This is a genomic window from Symbiopectobacterium sp. RP (assembly GCF_050472005.1).
In the GTDB taxonomy this organism is placed as follows: Bacteria; Pseudomonadota; Gammaproteobacteria; order Enterobacterales; family Enterobacteriaceae; genus Symbiopectobacterium.
Genome location: NZ_JBGOGS010000001.1, coordinates 708801 through 733636 on the forward strand (window position 1 = coordinate 708801; position 24836 = coordinate 733636).

21 protein-coding genes and 10 pseudogenes are annotated in these 24836 nt (G+C 50.5%); 15 read left to right on the forward strand and 16 right to left on the reverse strand.

Annotation, left to right across the window (positions count from 1 at the left end; genetic code table 11):
- Positions 1 to 41 precede the first annotated feature (41 nt).
- Entirely contained in the window at positions 42 to 1097 is a 1056-nt protein-coding gene (gene modC, locus ACD630_RS04585; RefSeq protein WP_430358262.1) for a molybdenum ABC transporter ATP-binding protein ModC, read from the forward strand.
- Positions 1098 to 1137: 40 nt separating this feature from the next.
- Here modC and ACD630_RS04590 read toward each other — a convergent pair.
- The 7 genes and pseudogenes from ACD630_RS04590 to ACD630_RS04620 all read right to left on the reverse strand — a co-directional run.
- A pseudogene (locus ACD630_RS04590) lies at positions 1138 to 1296 on the reverse strand (IS5/IS1182 family transposase); the annotation flags it as partial.
- Between the two features lies 1 nt (position 1297).
- Positions 1298 to 1569 (reverse strand): annotated as a pseudogene (locus ACD630_RS04595) (transposase); the annotation flags it as partial.
- 206 nt (positions 1570 to 1775) lie between these two features.
- On the reverse strand, positions 1776 to 2543 hold the full coding sequence (gene tpiA, locus ACD630_RS04600; protein ID WP_430358263.1) for a triose-phosphate isomerase: 768 nt from the start codon (positions 2541 to 2543) through the stop codon (positions 1776 to 1778).
- A 103-nt stretch (positions 2544 to 2646) separates the two neighbouring features.
- Positions 2647 to 3240, reverse strand: coding sequence for a DUF1454 family protein (locus tag ACD630_RS04605; protein WP_430358264.1), 594 nt, complete (start codon positions 3238 to 3240; stop codon positions 2647 to 2649).
- Between the two features lie 500 nt (positions 3241 to 3740).
- Entirely contained in the window at positions 3741 to 4190 is a 450-nt protein-coding gene (locus ACD630_RS04610) for a hypothetical protein (RefSeq protein WP_430358265.1), read from the reverse strand.
- 2 nt (positions 4191 to 4192) lie between these two features.
- Positions 4193 to 4417 carry a hypothetical protein gene (locus tag ACD630_RS04615; protein ID WP_430358266.1) on the reverse strand — a complete coding sequence of 75 codons (225 nt, stop codon included), beginning with the start codon at positions 4415 to 4417 and terminating at the stop codon, positions 4193 to 4195.
- 292 nt (positions 4418 to 4709) lie between these two features.
- Positions 4710 to 5633: pseudogene (locus tag ACD630_RS04620) on the reverse strand (IS5 family transposase).
- A gap of 39 nt (positions 5634 to 5672) precedes the next feature.
- Between ACD630_RS04620 and ACD630_RS04625 the strand changes: the two are divergent.
- The 4 genes and pseudogenes from ACD630_RS04625 (at position 5673) to ACD630_RS04640 (ending at position 6964) form a co-directional block, all read left to right on the forward strand.
- Positions 5673 to 5900 carry an FAD-dependent oxidoreductase gene (locus ACD630_RS04625; protein ID WP_430358267.1) on the forward strand — a complete coding sequence of 76 codons (228 nt, stop codon included), beginning with the start codon at positions 5673 to 5675 and terminating at the stop codon, positions 5898 to 5900.
- Between the two features lie 164 nt (positions 5901 to 6064).
- Positions 6065 to 6388 carry an IS630 transposase-related protein gene (locus ACD630_RS04630; RefSeq protein WP_430358268.1) on the forward strand — a complete coding sequence of 108 codons (324 nt, stop codon included), beginning with the start codon at positions 6065 to 6067 and terminating at the stop codon, positions 6386 to 6388.
- Positions 6354 to 6779: pseudogene (locus ACD630_RS04635) on the forward strand (IS630 family transposase); the annotation flags it as partial. The gene ACD630_RS04630 and the pseudogene ACD630_RS04635, both read left to right, overlap by 35 nt.
- Positions 6780 to 6811: 32 nt before the next feature.
- Complete coding sequence (locus ACD630_RS04640) at positions 6812 to 6964, forward strand: hypothetical protein (protein WP_430358269.1); 153 nt, start codon at positions 6812 to 6814, stop codon at positions 6962 to 6964.
- On the opposite strand, the pseudogene ACD630_RS04645 reads toward ACD630_RS04640, so the two are convergent.
- A pseudogene (locus ACD630_RS04645) lies at positions 6961 to 8268 on the reverse strand (aspartate ammonia-lyase); the annotation flags it as partial. The gene ACD630_RS04640 and the pseudogene ACD630_RS04645 overlap by 4 nt on opposite strands.
- Before the next feature lie 712 nt (positions 8269 to 8980).
- Here ACD630_RS04645 and ACD630_RS04650 point away from each other — a divergent pair.
- The 5 genes from ACD630_RS04650 (at position 8981) to ubiA (ending at position 13445) form a co-directional block, all read left to right on the forward strand.
- Positions 8981 to 9451, forward strand: coding sequence for an FxsA family protein (locus tag ACD630_RS04650; protein ID WP_430358270.1), 471 nt, complete (start codon positions 8981 to 8983; stop codon positions 9449 to 9451).
- A gap of 207 nt (positions 9452 to 9658) precedes the next feature.
- Positions 9659 to 9952 carry a co-chaperone GroES gene (locus tag ACD630_RS04655; RefSeq protein ID WP_430358271.1) on the forward strand — a complete coding sequence of 98 codons (294 nt, stop codon included), beginning with the start codon at positions 9659 to 9661 and terminating at the stop codon, positions 9950 to 9952.
- 35 nt (positions 9953 to 9987) lie between these two features.
- Positions 9988 to 11643 carry a chaperonin GroEL gene (groL, locus tag ACD630_RS04660; RefSeq protein WP_430358272.1) on the forward strand — a complete coding sequence of 552 codons (1656 nt, stop codon included), beginning with the start codon at positions 9988 to 9990 and terminating at the stop codon, positions 11641 to 11643.
- A gap of 377 nt (positions 11644 to 12020) precedes the next feature.
- Positions 12021 to 12569, forward strand: a complete 549-nt coding sequence (ubiC, locus tag ACD630_RS04665; protein WP_430358273.1) for a chorismate lyase — start codon at positions 12021 to 12023, stop codon at positions 12567 to 12569.
- Positions 12570 to 12575: 6 nt separating this feature from the next.
- Positions 12576 to 13445: a 4-hydroxybenzoate octaprenyltransferase gene (gene ubiA / locus ACD630_RS04670; RefSeq protein WP_430358274.1), complete on the forward strand. Its 870-nt coding sequence runs from the start codon at positions 12576 to 12578 to the stop codon at positions 13443 to 13445.
- Between the two features lie 41 nt (positions 13446 to 13486).
- On the opposite strand, the gene plsB is transcribed toward ubiA, so the two are convergent.
- The gene (gene plsB / locus ACD630_RS04675) at positions 13487 to 15952 is read right to left on the reverse strand and encodes a glycerol-3-phosphate 1-O-acyltransferase PlsB (RefSeq protein ID WP_430358275.1); all 2466 of its coding nucleotides are present in this window, start codon (positions 15950 to 15952) and stop codon (positions 13487 to 13489) included.
- A 128-nt stretch (positions 15953 to 16080) separates the two neighbouring features.
- Between plsB and ACD630_RS04680 the strand changes: the two genes are divergently transcribed.
- Complete coding sequence (locus ACD630_RS04680) at positions 16081 to 16449, forward strand: diacylglycerol kinase (protein ID WP_430358276.1); 369 nt, start codon at positions 16081 to 16083, stop codon at positions 16447 to 16449.
- A gap of 120 nt (positions 16450 to 16569) precedes the next feature.
- Positions 16570 to 17181, forward strand: a complete 612-nt coding sequence (gene lexA, locus ACD630_RS04685; RefSeq protein ID WP_430358277.1) for a transcriptional repressor LexA — start codon at positions 16570 to 16572, stop codon at positions 17179 to 17181.
- Between the two features lie 66 nt (positions 17182 to 17247).
- Here the strand turns inward: lexA and zur are convergent, their stop codons facing one another.
- Entirely contained in the window at positions 17248 to 17769 is a 522-nt protein-coding gene (zur, locus tag ACD630_RS04690; protein ID WP_430358278.1) for a zinc uptake transcriptional repressor Zur, read from the reverse strand.
- 97 nt (positions 17770 to 17866) lie between these two features.
- Positions 17867 to 18517: pseudogene (locus tag ACD630_RS04695) on the reverse strand (pirin family protein).
- Between the two features lie 159 nt (positions 18518 to 18676).
- On the opposite strand from ACD630_RS04695, the pseudogene ACD630_RS04700 reads away from it, so the two are divergent.
- Both ACD630_RS04700 and ACD630_RS04705 read left to right on the forward strand, forming a co-directional pair.
- A pseudogene (locus tag ACD630_RS04700) lies at positions 18677 to 19340 on the forward strand (LysR family transcriptional regulator); the annotation flags it as partial.
- Positions 19341 to 19828: 488 nt separating this feature from the next.
- Positions 19829 to 20822: pseudogene (locus tag ACD630_RS04705) on the forward strand (IS630 family transposase).
- Here the strand turns inward: ACD630_RS04705 and ACD630_RS04710 are convergent.
- The 3 genes and pseudogenes from ACD630_RS04710 to ACD630_RS04720 form a co-directional block, all read right to left on the reverse strand.
- Positions 20806 to 20997 (reverse strand): hypothetical protein, encoded by a 192-nt coding sequence (locus ACD630_RS04710; RefSeq protein WP_430358279.1) that lies wholly within the window; start codon positions 20995 to 20997, stop codon positions 20806 to 20808. The pseudogene ACD630_RS04705 and the gene ACD630_RS04710 sit on opposite strands and share 17 nt — an antisense overlap.
- Positions 20922 to 21359 (reverse strand): transposase, encoded by a 438-nt coding sequence (locus ACD630_RS04715; RefSeq protein WP_430359893.1) that lies wholly within the window; start codon positions 21357 to 21359, stop codon positions 20922 to 20924. Before ACD630_RS04715 ends, ACD630_RS04710 begins: the two co-directional genes overlap by 76 nt.
- A pseudogene (locus tag ACD630_RS04720) lies at positions 21356 to 21646 on the reverse strand (transposase); the annotation flags it as partial. The pseudogene ACD630_RS04720 and the gene ACD630_RS04715, both read right to left, overlap by 4 nt.
- A gap of 91 nt (positions 21647 to 21737) precedes the next feature.
- Here ACD630_RS04720 and ACD630_RS04725 point away from each other — a divergent pair.
- A pseudogene (locus ACD630_RS04725) lies at positions 21738 to 22127 on the forward strand (S24 family peptidase); the annotation flags it as partial.
- Between the two features lie 216 nt (positions 22128 to 22343).
- Here the strand turns inward: ACD630_RS04725 and cysH are convergent.
- Positions 22344 to 23078: a phosphoadenosine phosphosulfate reductase gene (gene cysH, locus ACD630_RS04730; protein WP_430359894.1), complete on the reverse strand. Its 735-nt coding sequence runs from the start codon at positions 23076 to 23078 to the stop codon at positions 22344 to 22346.
- 12 nt (positions 23079 to 23090) lie between these two features.
- Positions 23091 to 24806 carry an assimilatory sulfite reductase (NADPH) hemoprotein subunit gene (gene cysI, locus ACD630_RS04735; RefSeq protein ID WP_430359895.1) on the reverse strand — a complete coding sequence of 572 codons (1716 nt, stop codon included), beginning with the start codon at positions 24804 to 24806 and terminating at the stop codon, positions 23091 to 23093.
- Positions 24807 to 24836: the final 30 nt, after the last annotated feature.

The following is a 24836-nucleotide window of genomic DNA, read 5'->3' on the forward strand; positions in this document are numbered from 1 at the left end:
AATCATTTTTAAGTCGGTTGGCTATAACGGTTGGGGGTGTAATGCTGGAGCTTAATTTTCATCAACGCCTCGGCGATCTTGATTTGCGTGTGGATACCCAATTGCCCGCATCAGGCATTTCTGCGGTGTTTGGCGTATCTGGCGCCGGAAAAACGTCGCTGATCAATGCGGTGGGTGGTCTGACGCGCCCTCAGTCTGGCCGCATTGTACTCAACGATCGCGTGTTAATGGATGCCGAGAAACGTATCTGCCTGCCGCCCGAAAAGCGCCATGTGGGTTACGTCTTCCAAGATGCACGGCTGTTTCCACATTATCGGGTGCAAGGCAATCTGCGTTATGGCATGGCGTCATCCATGAAATCGCAGTTTGATGCCATTGTGGCATTGCTGGGCATTGAGGCACTGTTAAACCGCTTACCGCTGACCCTCTCCGGTGGCGAAAAGCAGCGTGTAGCGATTGGCCGCGCTTTGCTAACCGCACCGGAACTGCTGCTAATGGATGAGCCGCTGGCGTCGCTTGATTTGCCGCGCAAACGTGAGCTATTACCGTATCTGGAGACGTTGGCGAAAGAGGTCAACATTCCTATCCTGTATGTCAGCCACAGCATGGAAGAGATTGTGCGGCTCGCCGATCGGGTGGTGGTACTGGATAAAGGTAAAGTTAAAGCGGAAGGTCGGCTGGAAGAGGTGTGGGCGAGCAGCGCGATGCGCCCCTGGCTACCGAGCGATGAGCAAAGCAGCATTCTCAACGTGAAAGTGATGGAGCAGCATGAGCGTTATGCCATGACGGCGCTGTCGCTGGGCGAACAACGACTGTGGGTGAATCGGGTTGCCATGCCGTTGAAAACGCCGCTGCGTATTCGTGTCAACGCGGTCGATGTCTCTTTGGTGTTGCAACCGCCAACGGCAAGCAGTATTCGTAACGTGTTGCCCGCTAAGGTGTTGGAATGCATCGACGTCGATGAACAGGTCGAAGTGAAGCTGTCGGTGGGGGGACAAACCCTCTGGGCGCAGATTTCACCTTGGGCGCGCGATGATCTGAGACTGCGTGCGGATATGTGGTTATATGCGCAGATTAAAAGTGGCTTTGTTGAATAAATCAGAACTTGTAACGACTGCGCCCCATACGGGTCGATTGTTACGTGATGCGAATACTGTTCGGCATTCCTAATAGCGTGATCAGGTTAAGCGCTTTGACCATGGCCATGGCTTCACCCACCTGACCATCGTAGTCTCTCAGACTTAGATGACCACCCAGAAGCCTTTTGAACCGGAACATGGCCGTTTCAGCCACTGAGTCCATGAGCATCAAGAAATGAAATTAATTTATTGAAAATAATGTTAATGATTCCAGACTTTGACCATCTATTGAAACGGTTATAAACGGTTTTCCATGGGCCGTAACGTTCAGGTAAATCACGCCATGGTGCGCCTGAACACAGTATCCAGAACATGCCGTTGAAGATTTTTCGATATTCTGCCCACGGCCGGCCCGCGGAGATGTCAAAACGGTTGGCAACAAGGGCTCAATGATTGCCCATGCTTCATCAGAAAGATCGTAGCGAGCCATAATCAAAAGTGTCGTAGAAACAGATGGATACTATAGCTCAAGCAATTAAGGGACACAGCATAGTAACCTGAAAAAGTCACTGCGAATGATTAAGTGCTTGGTGCGAGGCGGTACAAGAGTTTCAGAAAAGGAGTACAGCGAGGGGCGGGAACAAGAGAGTAAACAGCGCATCCGTAAAACAGACGCGCTGTTGCAGTATTACCGCCTTACGCGCGCTTGGCTTCAGCGGCAGCTTTCACGATCACGGCAAAGGCATCGGCTTTCAGCGACGCGCCACCTACCAGTGCGCCGTCGATGTCCGGCTGCGTGAAGAGTTCTGCGGCGTTGGCTGTGTTGACCGAGCCACCATACTGAATGATGACCTGATCGGCGACCGCTTTGTCCTGCTTGGCGATATGGTTACGGATAAACTTATGTACCGCTTGTGCCTGAGCCGGGGTTGCTGATTTGCCAGCGCCAATGGCCCATACGGGTTCGTAGGCGATAACCGCATCGTTGAAGGCTGTGGCACCCAATGTGCTCAATACCGCATCCAACTGACGTGCGACAACCGCTTCGGTTTCACCTGCTTCGTTTTCTGATTCGGTTTCACCAATGCACAACACGGGGATCAGTCCAGCTTCTTTCAGCACGCCAAATTTTTTCGCAATGAATGCGTCGTTTTCTTTGTGGTAGGTGCGGCGTTCGGAGTGGCCGATGATGATGTATTTCGCACCGATGTCTTTCAGCATGGTGGCAGAGGTTTCGCCCGTGTAGGCACCGGACAGGTTAACATCGACGTTCTGTGCGCCGAGCGCAATGCTCCCACCGGCCAATTGATGATTTGCCTGATCCAGATACAGCTCGGGCGGCGCGATGGCGACGTCGCAGCCAGTCACTGTGCTGAGTTCTTTACGCAAACCGGCGATCAGCTCGATAACCATGTGCGTGCTGCCGTTCAGCTTCCAGTTACCCATTACTAATGGATGACGCATCTTTTTTCCTCCGAATAGGGATAGCAAGTAATTTTATTTTTCAGACAGTATAGAGACCAAACCCGCGAGAAGCTCGGATTTTCATCACTCAATGCCAGCGCGATCACGGTTCAGATAGCGTTAGCTTAATCGGTTCAACAGCGAATGTTATCCCTTTTTCCCCATTATCTGCCACTACATATCGCAATGCGCCTTCCGTTTGTTGGTAAAAGCCCTGACGTTTGCCGATATCCAGCAATTCCGTAATCTTCTTGTTGCTTTGTTCCTCGGAGAGCGAGGGAATGAAGTGACGCAGCAGCGCGGCCATATACTGTATAGCCTGCGCACGGCGAGCGCATGTTTCAGGATCACCCGCCTGAGGGTGATAGGTCAGTTGCATGGTTTTTATTTTGCCGGTGCCTCGCTCCAGCGCGGTTGAGGCGTAGAGTTGGGCATTGATTCTGCTCGCAGCACGCGTCAGCGGTGCGCCGGGCTCTCCAGTATCCACCGCGCGGAATTCACCCATCGTTAATGAGGGGTTGCTGAGGTTATAGCGCGTGCGAAACTGTGGGATAGTCTGGTCGAATGTTGGCGCGTCGGGCAGCAGGTACAGTGCCACCGTGGCGTCTTTTGACGGCACAAGGGGCTGCGCGTGAACCTCCGGTCCAGACGTCAGTAAAAGCAGGAGTAACGCTGGGGCAACGAGTCGTATAGTCATAGTTCCGCTATTGAAGTGTTCCGTTTTCAAAAGAGAGCGTTGTCAGAGCAAGATTGGAGGCACTGACAACGGGAGCTTCTCTGATTAAAGCTGGATTTGGGCGCGATTGTCAAAAGGCACGTGCTGGCACACCCTTGTCGCACCATTCTGTTAGTAAGAGGTATTCACCCTGAGAATAAACGTGTCGATACGAGAATATACAATGCCTTTTCTTTGTTAGCGTTATATTACGCATTGTTGTTTATTTGTGGTTGTAGGGTGAATAAATATTATCAACCAAAATGAGAGGTTATTAACAGTATTTAAAATATTCGCAATAATGTATCACGGTATACGTAAATGACAATTCCTCTTGATATATAACCCGTTAACCAGTGTGTAAACCACATTGGTTTCAACATAATAAAAATATATGCCCTAAATAATTCGAGTTGTAGGACAAAACGTTAGCGTTTTGAACAGCGCTTGCGCTGGCCCTTTAGGGCATAGGTATCTACACATCATAAAGGGTTAAAAACCACCATAGCTAAGTGGGCAAGTTCTTCCGGGGTATAGTCTGCTAATAACGTCAAGGTATTTAGCAGGATGGATAGTCCGGCAAGCAGCGCTGGGGCGCTTTCTTTACGCCCTCGTTTTTGTTGTCGTCCGGATAATCGGCAAATTAACTGACGGGCTGCCGCATTGTCGTCTCCTTCAGCGCGTTGCAGCCGCCATACCAGCACACATGCCATGCTAGCTATCAATAACCTGCGTAGCAGGGCACCAGCACTGCGCTGAAGCCATTTTTCTACATCATGACCGGCACCTTTCAGCAGCTTAAAAAAGGATTCAATACCCCAGCGCCAGTAATACCAGCGAGCGACTTCCGCGCTGGTGATCTCGTTGCTAACGTTTGTGAGCAGCATCCAGCGTCCGATAAATTTACCGTGAGTATCGGTAAGGCGAACCACAACTAATTAATCGGTTCATTGAGCTGACTGAAGCTAATACGTTCATTATTAAAAAAACGCCAAACGGCCTGAGTAGTGGCGAATGTTGTTTTCTGCGCGCAGGCAAGGTCTTTAACGGCTGACGCCAATGGTGCTGCGGGAGTCATGTGTTGCTTAACCAGACGCTGATAACGCCGGTTAAGGCGGGCATCAATCCCGCCGATGGATAAGTTGAGATCATGCAGCAACGTAATAGCAGATATTGCAAAAGATGTGTAGATACCTATGCCTTTAGGGCGAGACTCATTTATGAGTCTCGTAACGCGGCAAATGAGGGAATCCCGATGAGCTTACTCAAGTAAGTGATTCGGGTGAGTGAGTGTAGCCAACGCACCTGCAACTTGAAGTATGGCGAGTATAACATCAAGGGGAGCGAAATGAGAGTAAAATAAATTCTAACTGCCGCTATTCTTTCGTGTTTTGGAGGCTTTGTTGAATAAATCAGAACTTGTAACGACTGCGCCCCATACGGGTCGATTGTTACGTGATGCGAATACTGTTCGGCATTCCTAATAGCGTGATCAGGTTAATCGCTTTGACCATGGCCATGGCTTCACCCACCTGACCATCGTAGTCTCTCAGACTTAGATGACCACCCAGAAGCCTTTTGAACCGGAACATGGCCGTTTCAGCCACTGAGCGCCGGTGATAGCCCACTTTCTTTTTCCAGATATCGTTACTACCGCTAATGCGCTGATTTGCAACAGCGTGGTTACGCTCGTGGTAGCGATCTTGCCAATATTGCGCCCCCCTTCGTGGCGGGATAAGCGGCCTTATTTTCTTCCTCAGCAGAGCATCATAGCAGTAAGCTGTATCCTAAGCGCCGTCAGCCGATGCCTCTCTGATTTTCCGGTGGGTCTGGTTTATCAGCGCCGCTAGAGCTTGGGCATCGGTCGTACCACTGAGCGACAAATCCACACAGATAATCTCATGCGTCACACTGTCTACTGCCAGGTGCAGCTTACGCCATACCCTGCGTCTGTCGGCACCATGCTGCCGGACTTTCCATTCGCCTTCGCCAAAGACCTTCAGGCCGGTTCCATCAATGACCAGATGTGAGATTTCACCACGGGTTGGCGTTTTTATGCTGATGTTCACTGTCTTTGCTCGCTTGCTGAGCAGCGAATAGTCTGGACAATGGAGCGACAATTTAATCAGTTTAAAAATCGAGTCACCAAAGCCCTGTAAAGCCCTCAATGAAAGGCCAAACACGCGTTTCATCATCAGGACTGTGGTGATGGCCATATCTGAGTAGTGGAGCGGTCGTCCACACCGTTCAGTAGTGTTTTTTTCCGTCCATGCAGCAATGGCTGATTCATCTAGCCATACGGTTAGAGAACAGAACTGCTTGAGGGCCTTGTTATAAGAGGGCCAGTTGGTGATTTTAAAATTTTGTTTTGCCATGGAGACCTGATTTTGAAACAACTGTGTTGATCTGCTCCGATGATTACCCAAAAGTTCTATTTATTCAACAAAGCCTGTTTTGGAATGACCGCGAATGCGGAACAAGTCATGGACACGGATGTGGTGGTGGTCGGTGCCGGAGCATCAGGGTCTGCGGCAGCCTATGCATTAACCGAACAGGGTCTGAAAGTTATTAATCTGGAGAAACTTCCGCAAACCGGGGGGCACCGGACAATTTTCGGAAGGGATATTTGCGGTAGAAAGTAAAATACAGCGGGAAAATAATCATGTATTTACCCGCGATCAGGCTTTTAAGCTAGGCTGTGTCGAGCCTGTACACGAGATTGTGTAATTGCCTGATTTTGATATGTTCAATCCAACATCAAAAGCAGGTTATAGCTAAACGACTTAATTTTGATTGCATTATTTAAATGAGCTATTCAATTGATTTTAGACGTAAAGTGATATCTACACGGGAAAAAGAAGGGTTGAGTATCCGAGAAACAGCGAAGCAATTTCGGATTGGCCCTGCCTCTGTATCGCGTTGGATTAATCAAATAGCGTCAAAAGCATCGACCACGCCTCAGCGAAAGATCGATAAATCCGAGTTGATAAAAGATGTTGAACCATATCCAGATGCTTACCAAAAAGAACGTGCAGAGCGTTTTGGCGTTTGTCAGAAGGCCATTTGGCAAGCTCTTAAAAAGCTGGGATTGACCTATAAAAAAAACTCTATGTCATCCGAAAGCCGATGAAAGCGCCCGGCAAGCATTCCAACAAAAAATACAACAGTATGAAAAAGAAGGTAACCCTATTGTTTTTATTGATGAAAGTGGTTTTCCACACGATACCCCACGGACTCACGGCTATTCCCCAAAAGGTCAACGGTGTTTTGGGTTGAAGAACGGGGGAGCCAAGGAAAGAACAAATGTTATCGGCGCGTTATTAGGCACAACGCTGTTTGCTATCGGATTATTTGATACCAATATTAACAGCGATGTTTTCTATTCCTGGGTCACACAAGTCCTTATCCCAGTACTCCCTAAAAACAGGGTAATCGTGATGGACAATGCAACTTTTCACAAAAAACATAATATTCAACAAGTCATCATCGATGCAGGGTATATGGTGGAGTATTTGCCTACATATTCGCCAGATCTTAACCCCATTGAGCATAAATGGGCACAAGCAAAAAGCAAAAAAAGAGAGAGTGGTTGCGATACAGAGATTTTGTTCTCAGTCCATATGGTGTAATCAAAATTAAGTCGCTTTGCTATAATGCGAGCGCGCCCGATGGTGAGACTCGCTGGGTTAACCGATCGAACGCTTAAGACGCGTCGTTGTCATCCGTGTAACGTTTAGCCTTGTAGGTTGGGTGAATCAGGTTTTGTACTGAGAAGATGTCATCCAGTTCGCTTTCGGTCAGCAGACTGCGCTCCAGCACCACTTCACGCACGCTCTTGCCGGTTTCGGCGCAAATTTTGCCGACAATGTCGCCATTGTGGTGGCCAATAAACGGGTTGAGATAGGTAACAATGCCGATGGAGTTGAACACGTAGGCTTCGCATACCGCTTTGTTGGCGGTGATGCCGTTAACGCATTTTTCCAACAGGTTGTGGCAGGCGTTGGTAAGAATATGGATAGATTCAAACATCGCCTGACCGATAACCGGTTCCATCACCTTGAGCTGCAGCTGACCCGCTTCAGAGGCCATAGTGACGCAGGTGTCGTTGCCGATCACCTTGAAGCACACCGGATTGACCACTTCCGGTACCACCGGATTGACCTTGGCTGGCATGATAGAAGAGCCTGCCTGCAATTCCGGCAGGTTGATTTCATTGAAGCCAGCGCGCGGGCCGGAAGAGAGCAGGCGAAGGTCGTTACAGATTTTCGACATCTTCACCGCCAGACGTTTTAGCGCACCGTGTACCATCACGTAAGCGCCGCAGTCGGAGGGGGCTTCGATCAAATCCTCGGCCGGCACGCACGGCAGTCCGCTCACTTCAGCCAAACGTTGTACCGCCAACTGCTGGTAACCGTCCGGTGTGTTTAACCGCGTGCCGATGGCCATCGCGCCCAGATTCACTTCCAGCAGCAACTCGCCGGTGCGCAGCAGGTTTTTGTTCTCTTCGTTAAGCAGCACAGAGAAAGCGTGGAATTCCTGACCAAACGTCATTGGCACCGCATCCTGCAACTGGGTGATAGCCTCTACCAGCGTCAGGATGGCGCTGTACACCGTAATACGAAAGCCGGTGGGGTAGGCATCGTTGTTGGACTGGCACTTGTTCAGATGATCATTAGGGTTGAGATACTGGTATTCACCTTTGTTAGGGCCCATCAGTTCCAAGCCAATATTAGCTAGCACTTCGTTGGTGTTCATGTTCACCGAGGTGCCCGCGCCGCCCTGATAGACATCAACCGGGAACTGATCCATGCATTTGCCATTGTTCAACACTTCATCGCAGGCACGGATAATAGTATCGGCAATTGGGCGGGGAATGGTTTTCAGCTCGCGGTTTGCTAGGGTAGCGGCTTTTTTGACCATCACCATGCCACGCACGAATTCGGGGATATCGCTGATTTTGTGGTTGCTGATGTAAAAATTTTCAATTGCCCGCAGGGTATGAATGCCATATAGCTAACCGACTTAAAAATGATTACAGACAATGCCCTGATATGTGGCAAAAAAATACAGCTAATTGTTATCAAAATAATGTCGCTTGGCTATAACAAAAAAGCGTGTTAACAAATAATCGTGCCAATAAATGCGAGTTATTATCACGATGGTGTTACCACAAAATGTATCACGACAGGCAACATTCGCAGAACGATTGACCATAACTGCCTCCGCTGGGGGCTTTGTTGAATAATAGGTAATCATGCTGTTTTTCCATGCCAGTTTTGGTTGAAAATGCTTTTCATCTCAGGTGTACACTTTTCTCATGAGGCCTAACTGCATGATTTTACGTTGCGAGGATCCGTCGTTTCGCTGGGCTGCCAGCATAAAATCTATTTATTCAACAAAGCCACGCTGGGGTGATGATATATTGTATAGAATCCCAAAAGCGTAGTTTCGATCACTCAATGAAGATGTGTAATTAATAAAGTAAATAAATTGTGATATTCGTCACTCGTGATTATTGCGAAATGAAATTTTCTGCCTACCGGTTGAAAATGCTCGCTTGCGCTACCACTTCATTAAATTATAAGGGTTGATGTTGGATCTCTGGTGATATGTTTTCATGATGGCAGGATGCACAACAGATAACGGCAGGCTGTGAGTCATGCAGGCATCGATCGTATTAGTCCTTTTTATAACAATCAGTTAAATAAATCAGGAGAATCCAGTGCGCTGGTTACCGCTATTCCTACTCTTTCTTTTTGCCTACATTGAAATTTCGCTGTTCATCCGCGTTGCGAAAGTACTGGGCGTTGCGGTGACATTGCTGCTGGTGGTGTTCACCTCCTGTATTGGCGTTTCTCTGGTGCGCAATCAGGGTGTGAAAACGTTTATCCAGATGCAACAGAAAATCGCTGCGGGAGAGAGCCATGCGGCGGAAATGCTCAAAAGCGTATCGCTGGTATTGGCGGGCTTTTTGCTTCTGCTTCCCGGTTTTTTCACTGACTTCCTTGGATTGCTGCTGCTGTTGCCCCCGGTACAAAAACGGTTGACGGTCAAACTGATGCCTCATCTGCACATTTGGCGCGGCGCTGGCACCACATCGTCCGGCAGTAACGGCAATACCTTTGACGGTGAGTTTTACCACAAAGATGACGATCGCAAAAATCTCGAGCATAGAGACGATCAAGACAAATGATACTGATTGAGAAAAAGATATTAACTGTATGTTTTATATCTTTTTTTATTTCACCTCATCAGAATTTCATCACTATCGCAAAAAAAATTCTTTTTTCCCCTTGAAGGGAAGCGAATCGTCCCCACTTAGAAATTCGCAAGGCGGGTATGAGAATGTACCCGGCGTTAATCCCAAACTGATATGGACTTTCTCAAAGGAGAGCTATAAATGAAAATTCGTCCATTGCATGACCGCGTGATCGTCAAGCGTAAAGAAGTCGAGTCCAAATCTGCTGGCGGTATTGTTCTGACCGGTTCTGCTGCGTCTAAATCTACCCGTGGTGAAGTACTGGCAGTGGGGCATGGTCGCATTCTGGAAAACGGCGACGTAAAACCGCTGGATGTGAAAGTTGGCGATATCGTCATTTTCAATGATGGCTATGGCGTGAAAGCCGAGAAGATCGACAACGAAGAAGTCCTGATCATGTCTGAAAGCGACATCCTAGCGATTGTTGAAGCGTAATCATCTTAATCGAACGAATTTAAGGGAAATAAACCATGGCAGCTAAAGACGTAAAATTTGGCAATGACGCGCGCGTAAAAATGCTGCGCGGTGTGAACGTTCTTGCTAACGCAGTAAAAGTGACCTTAGGCCCGAAAGGCCGCAACGTCGTTCTGGATAAATCTTTTGGTTCTCCGATCATTACCAAAGACGGAGTGTCCGTAGCGCGTGAAATCGAGCTGGAAGACAAGTTCGAAAACATGGGCACTCAGATGGTGAAAGAAGTGGCCTCCAAAGCGAACGACGCAGCGGGCGACGGCACCACCACGGCAACCGTACTGGCACAGGCTATCGTAAACGAAGGTCTGAAGGCCGTTGCCGCAGGCATGAACCCGATGGATCTGAAACGCGGTATCGATAAAGCGGTTATCGCTGCGGTTGAAGAACTGAAAAAACTGTCCGTTCCTTGCGCTGACACCAAAGCCATTGCTCAGGTCGGTACCATCTCCGCCAACTCTGATGACACAGTGGGCAAACTGATCGCTGAATCCATGGAGAAAGTGGGCAAAGAAGGTGTTATCACCGTAGAAGAAGGCTCCGGCTTACAAGATGAACTGGCCGTTGTGGAAGGGATGCAGTTCGATCGCGGCTATCTCTCCCCGTATTTCATCAACAAACCGGAAACCGGTTCTGTTGAACTGGAAAGCCCGTTCATCCTGCTGGCTGACAAAAAGATCTCCAACATCCGTGAAATGCTGCCTGTACTGGAAGCCGTTGCCAAAGCAGGCAAACCGCTTCTGATCATCGCAGAAGATGTTGAAGGCGAAGCTCTGGCGACGCTGGTGGTGAACACCATGCGCGGTATCGTTAAAGTTGCCGCTGTGAAAGCACCGGGCTTTGGCGATCGTCGTAAAGCCATGCTGCAAGATATTGCTACCCTGACTGCGGGTACCGTTATCTCTGAAGAGATCGGCCTGGAACTGGAAAAAGCCACTCTGGAAGATCTGGGCCAAGCAAAACGCGTTGTGATCAACAAAGACAACACCATCATCATCGACGGTGTGGGTGATGAAGTGGTTATTCAAGGTCGTGTTGGTCAGATTCGTCAGCAGATCGAAGACGCAACGTCTGATTACGATCGCGAAAAACTGCAAGAGCGCGTTGCCAAACTTGCAGGCGGCGTTGCAGTTATCAAGGTCGGCGCAGCCACCGAAGTGGAAATGAAAGAGAAGAAAGCACGCGTTGAAGATGCGCTGCACGCGACCCGTGCTGCCGTTGAAGAAGGCGTGGTTGCTGGTGGTGGCGTAGCGCTAATTCGCGTAGCCAATGCCATTCGCAATCTGCAAGCTGAAAACGAAGACCAGAACGTGGGTATTCGTGTTGCTCTGCGTGCGATGGAAGCTCCGCTGCGTCAAATCGTGGAAAATGCCGGTGAAGAACCTTCCGTTGTGGCTAACAACGTGAAAGCAGGTGAAGGTAATTACGGTTACAACGCCGCAACAGAAGTTTACGGCAACATGATCGACATGGGTATTCTGGATCCGACCAAAGTGACCCGTTCTGCACTGCAATATGCCGCATCCATTGCTGGCCTGATGATCACCACCGAATGTATGGTGACCGAGTTGCCGAAAGAAGATAAAGGCGACTTAGGTGCTGCTGGCGGTATGGGTGGTATGGGTGGTATGGGTGGTATGGGCGGTATGATGTAATCAACACTGGGCACTCGCGCGCCGCGCTGACGCCCGGATGAGTAACATCAACACGCTTTTACACTTAACATGAACACTATCTGGTATATCACCAGATAGTGTTTTTTTATGTCCCGTTTTTGTCTTTTTTCTGTGCAAGCAGTGATCAAATTTTGCCAACGCGCTGTCAAAGATTAAAAAAATGTTATCATATTGCGCACCTAACGGTGGTGGGATGTGCCGAGGCATGATGTTTGTGCGCTACAATACGTGCCGCGTTATGTATTCAAACTCGGCGAGCAAGAGTGATACCACGGACGTGAGTGATGAGCGCGCAATATACCGAAACGGTATCTCTGCCATCATCATGCTCCGCCAGCCACCATTGGAGTAGGGATATGCCCGATGCAGCGCTAACACTGCTGCGCAACATAGCATGGTTGCACGCGACTGATTGGTTAAAAGAAACGCCGATGGCGTTGCCATCCCCTGTCGATATCTGGCTGAAAGAAACCAGTTCGATGACGCAGCGGCTGGAACGACATTGCACACAGTTGACGGTGGTACCGTACTATAATGGTTACATTGCGACTGAGATGCTGGGTGATGAACCGCGCGAGTTACCACACAGCGCGCGTTATTGGTTGCGAGAGGTGATAATCTACGGTGATGGACAGCCTTGGGTGGCCGCCAGAACCTTGATTCCCCCTTCAGCCCTTGACACCTCTGTGTCGGCGTTGACAACGCTTGGTGATACACCGCTCGGGCGCTATCTGTTTAAACAGGATTCCCTGCAACGCGATTATATTCACATTGAGCGCTGTGAAAACCTGTGGGCTCGGCGATCCCGTTTGCGTTTGTTTAATCAGCCAATACTGCTGACTGAATTGTTTTTGCCCTCCTCGCCTGCATATCATTTTCAAGGCGTTGAACGGGGTAACCGTTAAGGAGAAATGACGTTGGAAAGAAGTATGACAGCGGGAAAATGGGGCGCTTATTGTCGGTTAATGCGAATTGATAAGCCGATTGGTTCCCTGCTGTTGCTCTGGCCAACCCTCTGGGCATTATGGCTGGCGGGCGGTGGCGTGCCGAGCCCGTGGACGCTGTTGGTCTTCGTTGCGGGCGTATTTCTGATGCGCGCGGCAGGCTGTGTTATCAATGATTACGCTGACCGCCATTTTGATGGGCATGTAAAACGCACCGCATCTCGTCCCTTACCCAGCGGCTTAGTGAGTGAGCAATCGGCAAAAGTGCTGTTCGTTGTTCTGGTGCTGATGGCGTTTGCTCTGGTGCTGACATTAAATCGTATGACCATTTGGCTCTCCGTGGCAGCGTTGGCATTGGCATGGATATACCCCTTCATGAAACGCGTCAGCCAGCTGCCACAGTTTGTGTTGGGCGCAGCGTTCGGCTGGTCAATCCCCATGGCGTATGCCGCTGTCAGCGAATCCCTGCCCGCAAGCGCCTGGATCATGTTTTTAGCTTACATCTGCTGGACCGTCGCCTACGACACACAATATGCCATGGTCGATCGCGATGATGACCTCAAGATTGGCATCAAATCCACCGCTATTCTGTTCGGGCGTTTTGATACCTTGATCATCGGCTTGTTGCAGGCGAGCATGCTGGCACTGATGGTGGTACTAGGCTTACAAATGAAACTGGGGGCGGCATTTTACCTCACGGTACTGATGGCAGCTGGTCTGTTCGGCTATCAGCAATGGCTGACCGCCGGGCGTGAGCACGATGCCTGTTTCCGTGCGTTCCACAACAATAACTTTGTGGGGATGGTGTTGTTTGCGGGGATTGTGCTGGGGCTGTGATGCCGGAGTAAAGCGGCAATAAACCACGCAGTCGCGCAATACTACGCTTGCGCTACTTCCTGCTTTTCATCTTCCGATTCTGCGCTGGCAGGTGTGCTAGCACTTTCAATCGTCAACCGAACTTCCGGTGTGATCAAATCGCCAAGAATGCGGTAGAGTTCCAAGGTATTACGCGTATCCACGCTGCTGCTGTCGCTGATGTAACCCTCTTGGCACAGTGTGGCAACCAGCGTTGAGAACACGGCCTTATCAAAAAACTCAGGCGCATTGATGCCATGCAGCACGGACAGGCGCTGCGCCATATTACGGCTCTCTTTTTCCAGCGTACCGCGGTTCATTTCCGGGTTAGCACCGAGTAATGACAGCGTAATCGCGTAGCGTTGCAGGGTCTCCCGCACGCCAGCAGCCAACAGTTGGAGTGTGCGAATTCGCAGTGGGTTTAACACCAGCGCATCTTGCTTGATGATAATAAGTTCCTGACGCACTAGTTCTGCGGTCAACGTTTCAATGACGGCAGGCAGTGCCTCTTTATTGTAATGCAAGAACAGTTCGGCTTGAATTAACGGATAAATCAATGACATCTGCCGTGTTAACTCATCCTGCGTGATCCTTCCTCGGTGCATGACAATGCTGGCGATCATCGATGGCAGTACCAACAAATGCTGGATGTTATTGCGGTAATAGGTCATCAACACAGCCTGTTCACGCGGCAGGATGATGATCTCGCCAATATTATCTTGCTCGACCTCGAATTTGTTCATTGCCAGCGCGTGTTCCAGCAGTTCCGGTGCACTCTTTTTCGGCGCAGTGACATCTTTGCTGTAAGGCACGTTGCGCAGCAACTGCAAATAGCAGTCTAGTTGCTCATGCATTTGCTCACGAGTCAGTGCGCGCTGACGTGACGCCAGCAGAGCCGTGGAGCACAGGTTCATGGCGTTGGTGGCGGCGGCATTGTTAATGCGCACCATGATGATATCGGCAATATCCTGCACGGTAGGTGTGAGCCAAGTAGGGCGCTGCGCTTCAATCGGATCGATAGCTTCGCGCCACTGCGGTACATGGTGGTTGAGGTAAGGCGTCAGCGACAGCGGCTCTCCAAAATTCACATAGCCTTGCCCCAGATTGCGCAGTTTGCGTAACCCGCGCACCATCTGCATGAAACCTTCTTTCTCTTTGGTGACACCGCGCAGTTCTTTCGCATAGGTGCCCACTTCCATCACATGCTCATAACCCACATAAATAGGCACCAGCGTAATGGTGCGGGTACCTCCGCGCAGCATCGCCTGAAGGGTCATGGCCAGCGTGCCGGTCTTGGGCTCCAGCAAACGACCCGTGCGTGAACGCCCCCCTTCCATAAAGTACTCGACGGAGTATCCGCGAGAGAACAGCTCGCCGAGATATTCACGGAAGATGGTGGAGTAGAGCTTGTTGCCCTTGAAGGTACGGCGAATAAAGAAAGCACCCAGACGGCGGAAAATCGGGCCTGCTGGCCAGAAATTCAGGTTGATACCGGCTGCGATATGGGGAGGAACCAGACCTTGATGATACAGCACATAGGAAAGCAGCAGGTAGTCCATGTGGCTACGGTGGCAAGGCACATAAACCAGTTCATGGCCATCCTGTGCCAGCTGGCGTACGCGCTCGGCATTATGTACGTTGATGCCTTGATACAGGCGGTTCCAGGTCCAGCTCAGAATGCGATCGGAAAGCCGCACAGCCTCATAAGAGAAGTCTGCTGCAATCTCTTCCATCAGGGCGATGGCATTTTGCTGAGCTTTTTCATGGGAGATTTTCTTGCTGTGAGCCTCATCTTCAACGGCTTTCTTGATGGCCTTAGAGTCCAGCAGCTTATGGAATAACTCCTGACGTACCGGCAAACGTGGGCCAACGGCGGCCAGACGCTGACGGGCAAAATGCATGCGGGCGACACGCGCCAGTTTGTGCGCTATGGTTTTGTCAGTACCGTGTTCGGTTGCCATATGGCGCAGCGACACGATGCTGGAGAAGCGCACAAAGCTGTCGCGTCCCAGCCAGAGCACCGCAAAGAATTTCTCAATGCCGTTCAACAGACGCAGATGCGGCGTCGCGCCGTGCTGTCCTTCTCGGCCCGGAGAGCGGCCAAACATGACAGACACGGGCACCATCTGTACATCGAGATAGGGATTATTGCGGTGCAGATCCAGATAATCATGGAACAGTTTGACGGATTCCTGCTTGGGTGTGTAATAGCGGAACACGCGCGGGCCATCGTTAATAAACACGTGGCTGGGCAGTGATACACCATCAATTTCAGTGGGTTCCAGCGGATCGGGCAGTTCTAACGCTTGGCATTTTGCGCGCAGCGTCAGTAAATCCGCCTGTGAGTTATAGGGCAGCACATAAAGGATGGGGCGAGACGGATCTAACTCTAACTCCCCCACGGGATCGTTAGGAATTATCTTGCTTTTCACCAACAATTTAAGTGGGAAATTCAGTAAGTTATAGTAAATTTTACGCCAGCCGGACATAACAACCAGAAGCCTCTTGAGTAGCAATGCGCCGCAAGGATACCAGAAAGTACACGGGAGATCTGTGGTGTGAGACAACGGTGTTACGGGAAAATTGCAAAAAATCTCTGATAAACGAGTGAAAAAACATGAATAAGGCTAGCGGGGTAACTCGGATTATCAAAGCAACCGGGTACTCTCTCAAAGGGCTGAAACAGGCATGGCAGCACGAAGCCGCATTTCGGCAAGAACTGATGCTGCTGGTCGTGGCGGTGCTGGTTGCATGTTGCCTCCCCGTGTCACTGCTGGAGCGGCTATTGCTGATTGGCGTGGTGGTGGTGGTGGTGCTGATGGAGCTAGTCAACAGCGCGATTGAGGCCGTTGTCGATCGTGTGGGAATGGAGCACCATGAGCTCTCCGGGCGCGCCAAGGATATCGGTTCGGCGGCCGTATTTGTGGCCTTGGTCTTTGCCGCCGTTGTCTGGGTGAGCATTCTCTGGCCGCTCGTGCTGGAGTGATTTCAGCATTATTTTGAGGCAAAGCGCATAAAAACACAGGTATTTGCCTCTCTGTCATTCCCAAGCCGCGATGACCTGTATATACTCACAGATAAGCTGTATAAACAACCAGGGGGCGAGATGAAAGCATTAACAACTAGACAGCAGCAGGTCTATGATCTGATTCGCGATCATATTGCGCAGTCCGGCATGCCGCCAACGCGCGCCGAGATTGCCCAGCAACTTGGATTCCGCTCACCCAACGCGGCGGAAGAGCATTTGAAGGCGCTGGCGCGTAAAGGCATAATTGAAATTGTCTCCGGTGCATCACGCGGTATCCGTCTGCTGATGGAAGATGAAAATGTGGGCCTGCCGCTGATTGGTCGTGTTGCGGCGGGTGAACCGCTGCTGGCGCAAGAGCACATCGAGTGCCACTATCAGGTCGATCCGTCCATGTTCAAACCGCACGCAGACTTTCTGCTGCGCGTCAGCGGTATGTCGATGAAAGATATCGGGATACTGGACGGTGATTTGCTTGCTGTGCATAAAACGCAAGAGGTGAGTAACGGCCTGGTCGTAGTGGCACGCATTGAAGATGAAGTGACGGTTAAGCGATTGAAGCGTCAAGGTAATACCGTACAACTTCTGGCGGAGAATGAGGCATTTTCTCCCATCGTGGTTGATTTGCGTGAGCAGAGTTTCACTATTGAAGGGCTGGCCGTCGGTGTTATCCGCAACGGCGAGTGGAGCTAAACCGCGTTAGCCGACAGGGCGTTTCTTTCAGGGGAAGCCTTGTCGGTGACGTGATGTGCTCTCAGCTCAACGACCGGGTTTTGAATTTTTGATGGGCACCGTATGGTCGTGATGACAGTGCCCATGTTCATGGCAATCAGCCACTTCCTGACAGGCTTCACACAGGCCATGTGCCTCGACCACGCTGTGACGCAGCGTGAAAGTGGCGCTTTGTGCCAGCTGCTGAAGAATGGCTTCAATGCCTTCCGTCTGACGTTCCGTAACTTGCCCGCAGCGATCGCAAATAAGCAGCGCTGAAGTATGGCTATGCTCTTCAATGTGGTGACACATGACATAGCTGTTGGTCGATTCCACTCGATGGATAACCCCTTGCTCCAGCAGAAAATCCAGAGCGCGGTATACGGTAGGGGGTTTGGCTTGCGGTTCTGAGACGCGCAGCAGATCCAACAGATCGTAAGCACTGATCGCGCCGTGTTGCTGGGCCATCAGCCGAAGCACTTCGAGTCGCTGTGGCGTAAGGCGCACATTGCGCTGTTGGAAAATACTTTCCGCTTGGGCAAGGAGTTTGTCTTGGTCACTTGAATCCATTGGCCTGATCCTACCGCATGATGATGAACATGTTGTCCATCTTACCATGTAAGGTGCGGATCGCGCTGTGATAATCCATCAGTAGGCCGAATGTGCCTCAGGCAACCAGATCGATAAGCAGTGCGCGCAGCGGGGCTTTGGCGCGGATAGTCAGCTGTTTTTCCTGCTGAATGAAAGCGCCGTCCCCACACTGTAACATCGTTGCGTTCTCTTGCGGCGTCATGGCTTCCATTGCACCGTGAACCACCTGAAAATAGGCGCGGTTGCCGTTGAGCGTAAACGTGTGTTGTTCGCCTTCGTCCAATTGCAAATGGTGTACCCAAACTTGCTGGCGGAATTGCAGGCTGCCATTTTCACCTTCCGGTGAGGCGAGCAGTTTGACCTTTGCATCGCACAATGCAAGGCGTTGCTGTGCGCTGTTTTCCCGTGACGGGCAGGCATTGAACCACAGTTGCAAGCGTGTCAGCGGCCTTGTATCGCTGATACTGTGTTCGCTGTAGCTTACCGCAGGCTGCGCGGCCAATAACAGAACGTCGCCCGCTTTTGCGCGGATATGCCCCCCGTTGCTGTCGCGATATTCAGCTTCACCTTGCAGCAGAATATTTAAAATATCGACCTGCGGGTAGGTGCGTGGCTGAAACGCAGAGCCTAGCTTGAGCACTTCCTAGTTTAACACGCGCAGTGAGGCAAAGCCTAGCAGCTCGGGATCGAAATAATGGCCGAAGGAGAAAGTGTAGCGCGCTTGCAGCCAGCCGTAGTCAGCTTGACCGCACTGTTACGCTGTTCTGCATATGATCATGGTTCTGCACCTCAAAAATTACACTAAACAAATAGTAATTGTGTGGACGTTGGATTGTTAGCTAGTTAATCTGGTGGGTATATTCAAAATTCCTGAATGAGTGAATAAATGGCAAAAGAACGGGCATTAACGCTGGAAGCGCTGCGAGTGATGGATGCCGTCGATCGCCGTGGCAGCTTTGCGGCGGCGGCTGATGAGCTGGGGCGCGTGCCGTCGGCGCTGAGCTACACTATGCAGAAGCTGGAAGAAGAGCTCGACGTCGTGCTTTTTGATCGCTCAGGTCACCGCACTAAATTTACCAATGTGGGGCGTATGTTGCTCGAGCGGGGAAGAATTCTGCTTGAAGCCGCCGATAAACTGACCACCGATGCGGAAGCGCTGGCGCGCGGCTGGGAAACCCATATCACTATCGTCGTTGAAGCGCTGATCCCTACTGAGAAACTGTTTCCTCTGCTGGATAAGCTGGCGCTGAAAGCCAATACCCAGGTGTCATTGCTGACCGAGGTGCTGGCCGGTGCTTGGGAGCGTTTAGAGCAGGGGCGGGCCGATATCGTGATTGCCCCTGATATGCACTTTCGCGCCTCTTCCGAAGTGAATACGCGCAAGCTGTACACCATGAACAACGTTTACGTCGCCAGCCCGGATCACCCTATTCATCAGGAGCCTGAGCCGCTGTCAGATGTGACACGCATTAAATATCGCGGGATTGCCGTGGCGGATACCGCGCAAACGTCCGGTATTGACCGTGCAACTGTTGGATAATCAGCGAAGGTCTAAAATTATAAAATGATATTTATCATATGCTTATTTTATTTTTGTGCTCAAAAAACAGGCGACAAAACACAACAAAGCACGACAATACACGACATTTTTATCAATAACTTACCGTCCATTTCGACCTGCCGACTCCCTTACTTAGGCGTGACAAATCACATTCACACCGCATTTTTACGCCACAGCACGTCATAAATCGGCACAGCGCGACACGCACGCGGCACGCCTGTTTCTAAAGAATGGCCCACCGCCCCGCAGTAACCCGAGTAAACCTGACTATCTGAGTTGAGTTCACAATGTCGTAACTAGCCCCAGCAACCAGAGTGCCAATGCTCATTCCCGGTGGAGGTGCAACGGATATCGTTGATCCACCTACTACGTTGGCTACTTCAATATCTGTACCAATGGGGACGACAGGCAGAGTATATACCCGTGATCATTGAAGATGCTTGATTTTACGCGGTAAGAAGATCATGCTCACCCACTATGAAGATATTTATTACCGACAAGCAAAAAGCCGAACTCGAACACCTTCATGACACCAGTCGTGATAAGCGTGTTTGTGATCGCATCAAAGCCGTCCTGCTGGCCTCCGAAGGCTGGAGCTCTGCGATGATTGCACAAGCTCTGCGTCTGCACAAAACGACGGTAAACCAACATATCAACGATTACGTCAACACTCGCAAACTTAAACCTGAAAACGGTGGGTCTGCAAGTCGGCTTTGTGCTGAAAAGACTGCGCTCTTAATCAGCTAGTTATCTCAACATCTCTTCCATCATACCCACGACATCGTGGCTTATGTCGAACATCGCTGGGCTATCCGATTCAGTATTCCCGGCATGAACAAGTGGTTGCACCGTCATGGTTTCTCCTACAAAAAACCGGCGGGCGTACCCCATAAATTCAGTGAAGAAAATCAGAAGCATTTCATTGAATATTATGAGAATTTAAAGAAAACAGCCGGCAATAAGCCGATTCTGTTTATCGATGCGGTTCATCCGACACAAGCCACAAAGCTCAGTTATGGATGGATACGAAAAGGGCATAAAAAGTCAGTTAAAACAACGGGAAGTCGAACCCGTCTGAATATACTGGGTGCGCTGAATCTGAGCGATATCGAATGACTACAACATTGCTCGTTTTTTCATTGAGATACGCAAACGTTACCCTGATTACCGACAGAGAATCCATGTAATACTGGACGGTGCGGGTTATCACCGAGCCCAATTGATTAAGGATTGGGCCTTTGTCGTGAACATAGAGCTTCACTATTTACCGCCTTACAGTCCGAATCTGAACGCGATAGAACGCCTGTGGAAAGTGATGAATGAGCATGCACGGAATAATCACTATTTTGAAAACACCCGCGATTTTCGGGATGCAATATTCAATTTTTTCACCAATACGCTACCAGAAATAGCGGACTCGCTGACGTCCAGAATTCACGATCGTTTTCAGGTGCTCAAACCTGCATCTTGAGGTTTATTAGGTATATCAACAACATCAGACTTGTTACGCTATTTATTAGGCTGTGTCCCTTAATTGCTTGAGCTATATAGCCAAGCGACTTAATTTTGATTACACCATATGGACTGAGAACAAAATCTCTGTATCGCAACCACTCTCTCTTTTTTTGCTTTTTGCTTGTGCCCATTTATGCTCAATTGGGTTAAGATCTGGCGAATATGTAGGCAAATACTCCAGCATATACCCTGCATCGATGATGACTTGTTGAATATTATGTTTTTTGTGAAAAGTTGCATTGTCCATCACGATTACACTGTTTTTAGGGAGTACTGGGATAAGGACTTGTGTGACCCAGGAATAGAAAACATCGCTGTTAATATTGATATCAAATAATCCGATAGCAAACAGCGTTGTGCCTAATAACGCGCCGATAACATTTGTTCTTCCCTTGGCTCCCCAGTTCTTCAGGCCAAAACACCGTTGACCTTTTGGGGAATAGCCGTGAGTCCGTGGAGCCTGTTTAAGATTTTGTGTAAATGCCTTTCTCAGAAGTGACCGTCAAGGCGGTCACCGAACTCGATAATAAAGCGACTCATTGCCATACGCCAGTCCTGTAAGGGCATCGTCCATTTCTGTGATGCCGCCTGGATTGCCAGCCATACGACCTTCTTCACCGAGTCATCAGTCGGGAACACCTTGCGTTTCTTGATTGCATGCCGGAGCACGCTGTTCAGTGATTCTATAGCGTTCGTCGTGTAGATTATCTTGCGAAGTTCCTGCGGGTACGAGAAGAATGCCGACAGGTTGGCCCAGTTTGACTGCCAGCTCCGGCTTATAGCCAAGCGACATTATTTTGATAACAATTAGCTGTATTTTTTGCTACATATCAGGGCATTGGCTGTAATCATTTTTAAGTCGGTTGGCTATATTGAATTCGCCTGCGGGACTAGGCGCATCATGAATGAAGATCATAACGGGTTTAAGTTGCGGTTTTCCAAATCGACCTTACGCCGCGTCGGTGCGAATTCCGATGGCTCCGGCGTACTCTGTTTCCCGGCCAAGGGCGACAGCATGGAACCATTTATTCCCGATGGCACCACCGTCGCCGTCAACACCAACGATAAGCGTATTATTGATGGCAAGATCTACGCCATCAGCTAAAACGGTTGGAACCGCATTAAGTTGCTGTATCAGGTTGGGCCAAACACGGTTAGCATCCGCAGTTACAACAGTGCTGAGCATCCCGTGGAAGAGAAATCCCTCAGCGAAGTCGATATTATCGGGCGCGTATTTTGGTGGGCGGTGCTGGACTACTGATTCCTGTGCCAGCACAGTGCACAAAAAAGGCTGTTTACCAACGGTCGCAGACTGCTGAAAAGTCATTGTCCCCCCTCGTAATCCTCGGCGAAAGCCGGGGATCTCTGTTAGACGAAACCTGTTTCGCCTGTAGGAGATTCCCGCCTTCGCAGGAATGACGGAGGTGTGCGTGAATGACGGAATTGGGCTGGAAGGATGGAGGTGAGTCGGTGACACTCACCCCTCGTGCAACCCACACTCCCGTTTCAAACCAAAGAATCGCGTTTCTTCTTCGCTCATTCCCGATTCCCATTTACGCGTGGTATGCGTATCCCCTACGGACAGGTATCCTTGATCCCACAGCGGATGGTAGGACAAACCGTTCTGCTTGAGGTATTGATACACCTGCCTGTTATCCCAATCGATAATCTGCAACACCTTGAAGACACCGCGTTGGATAGCCAGCACCGGTAGATGTCCACGGCTGCCCGACTGCTCGCGCCGTAACCCGGCAAACCAGGTTTGTGCTTGTAGCTCACTCAGCCCACGATTCATCGGTTCTACTTTGTTTAGCTGGTTGTACTGTTCAATGCCTTCAACGCCCTGTTCCCACAGCTTGCCATAGCGTGCTTCCTGCAAGGCCGGGGAGTGCTCGGCACGATACACCTTCAGATTGAGTTTCAACTGCTCGGTCAGTGTATCGATAAACTGGTAGGTTTCCGGAAACAGGTAGCCGGTATCGGTGAGGATAACCGGAATATCAGGGCGCAGTTGCGTGACCAGGTGCAGGCTTACCGCCGCCTGAATGCCGAAACTGGAAGAGAGAACGTACTCTCCCGGCAAGTGCTCCAGCGCCCAGGCTACGCGCGCCTCGGCGGAGAGCGTTTCCAACTGGGCGTTGGTTTCTGCCAGCGCTTGCGCCTGCTCCGGTTTGGGTAGCGCATTGAGCGCGTCAAGAGAGAATACCGACATCATTCCTCCCGGTTAATCGTAAAAATCACGCACCGGATCGAGCACCGGCTTGATAATGCCGCTACGAATCGCAAAGTCACCAAACCCTTCTCCCTGCTGGCGCTCCAGCGCCCAGCGGCCAATCAGACTATCCAATTCGCTCAGGATCTCCGCCTGCGTGATATTTTCGCGATACATACGCGGAATACGCGTGCCTTCGCGGTTACCGCCCAAGTGCAGGTTGTAGCGCCCAACGGCTTTCCCCACCAGACCAATTTCCGCCAGCATGGCGCGGCCACAGCCGTTCGGACAGCCGGTTACCCGTAGTACGATATGCTCGTCGCCCACGCTGTGGCGCTGCATAATGCCTTCCACCTCGCTGACAAATTCCGGCAGAAAACGCTCGGCCTCCGCCATCGCCAGCGGACAGGTTGGGAAGGATACACAGGCCATAGAGTTTTTACGCTGCTTGCTGACGCTATCGTCAATCAACCCGTGCTCGCGCGCCAACGCTTCAATCTTAGCTTTATTGCGCGTACTCACTCCTGCCACAATCAGGTTTTGATTCGCAGTGAGGCGGAAATCCCCTTTATGGATTTTGGCGATTTCAGCCAACCCGGTTTTCAACGGGCGCCCCGGATAATCGAGAATACGGCCATTTTCGATAAACAGCGTTAGGTGCCATTTGCTATCGATGCCTTTCACCCAGCCAATGCGGTCGCCACGGCCAGTAAATTCATACGGGCGCACCGTTTCAAAGGTCACGCCCGCGCGCTTTTCCACTTCACGTTTGAAGGTGTCAACGCCGACACGCTCCAGCGTATATTTGGTTTTGGCATTTTTGCGGTTGGTGCGATTACCCCAGTCACGTTGCGTGGTCACCACCGCTTCGGCCACGGCCAGCGTATGCTCAATCGGAATATAACCCAGCTCACTGGCAGTGCGCGGATAGGTTGCCTTATCGCCGTGGGCGATAGAAAGGCCGCCACCTACCAACACGTTGAAACCGACCAGACGGCCATTATCGGCAATAGCGATAAAATTAAGATCGTTGGCGTGCAGATCGACATCGTTTTGCGGCGGGATCACTACCGTGGTTTTGAACTTGCGCGGCAGATAGGTCGCCCCGAGGATCGGTTCTTCATCGGTGGTAGCGACTTTCTCTTGATCCAACCAGATCTCAGCGTAGGCACGGGTACGTGGCAACAGATGCTCGGAGATCTTCTTCGCCCAGTTATAGGCCTGCTGATGCAGCTCGGATTCCACCGGGTTAGAAGTACAAAGCACGTTACGGTTCACATCATTGGCAGTCGCCAACGCATCCAGCCCCAGATGGTTCAGTAACTGGTGCGCCGGTTTCACGCTCGGCTTCAGAATACCGTGAAACTGAAAGGTTTGGCGGTTGGTGATACGAATGCTGCCATAGAGCGTGCTCTCGGCAGCAAATTTATCAATCCCCAACCACTGTTCCGGCGTCATCACGCCACCGGGCAAACGGCAGCGCAGCATCATGGCATGACGCGGCTCCAGCTTTTGCTCGGCACGTTCAGCGCGAATATCGCGGTCATCCTGCTGATACATGCCGTGAAAACGGATCAGTAAAAAGTTATCGCCGTTAAAACCGCCCGTCAGCCCTTCCTGCAAATCTCCAGCAATGGTACCGCGCAGGTAGTTACTTTCCCGCTTCAGGCGCTCCGCATCAGCGAGTTTCCCTTCTACCACTAACGGGCCGGGATAACGTTCATCGATTGGTAATTTTTCGCTCATTGATAAAGATCT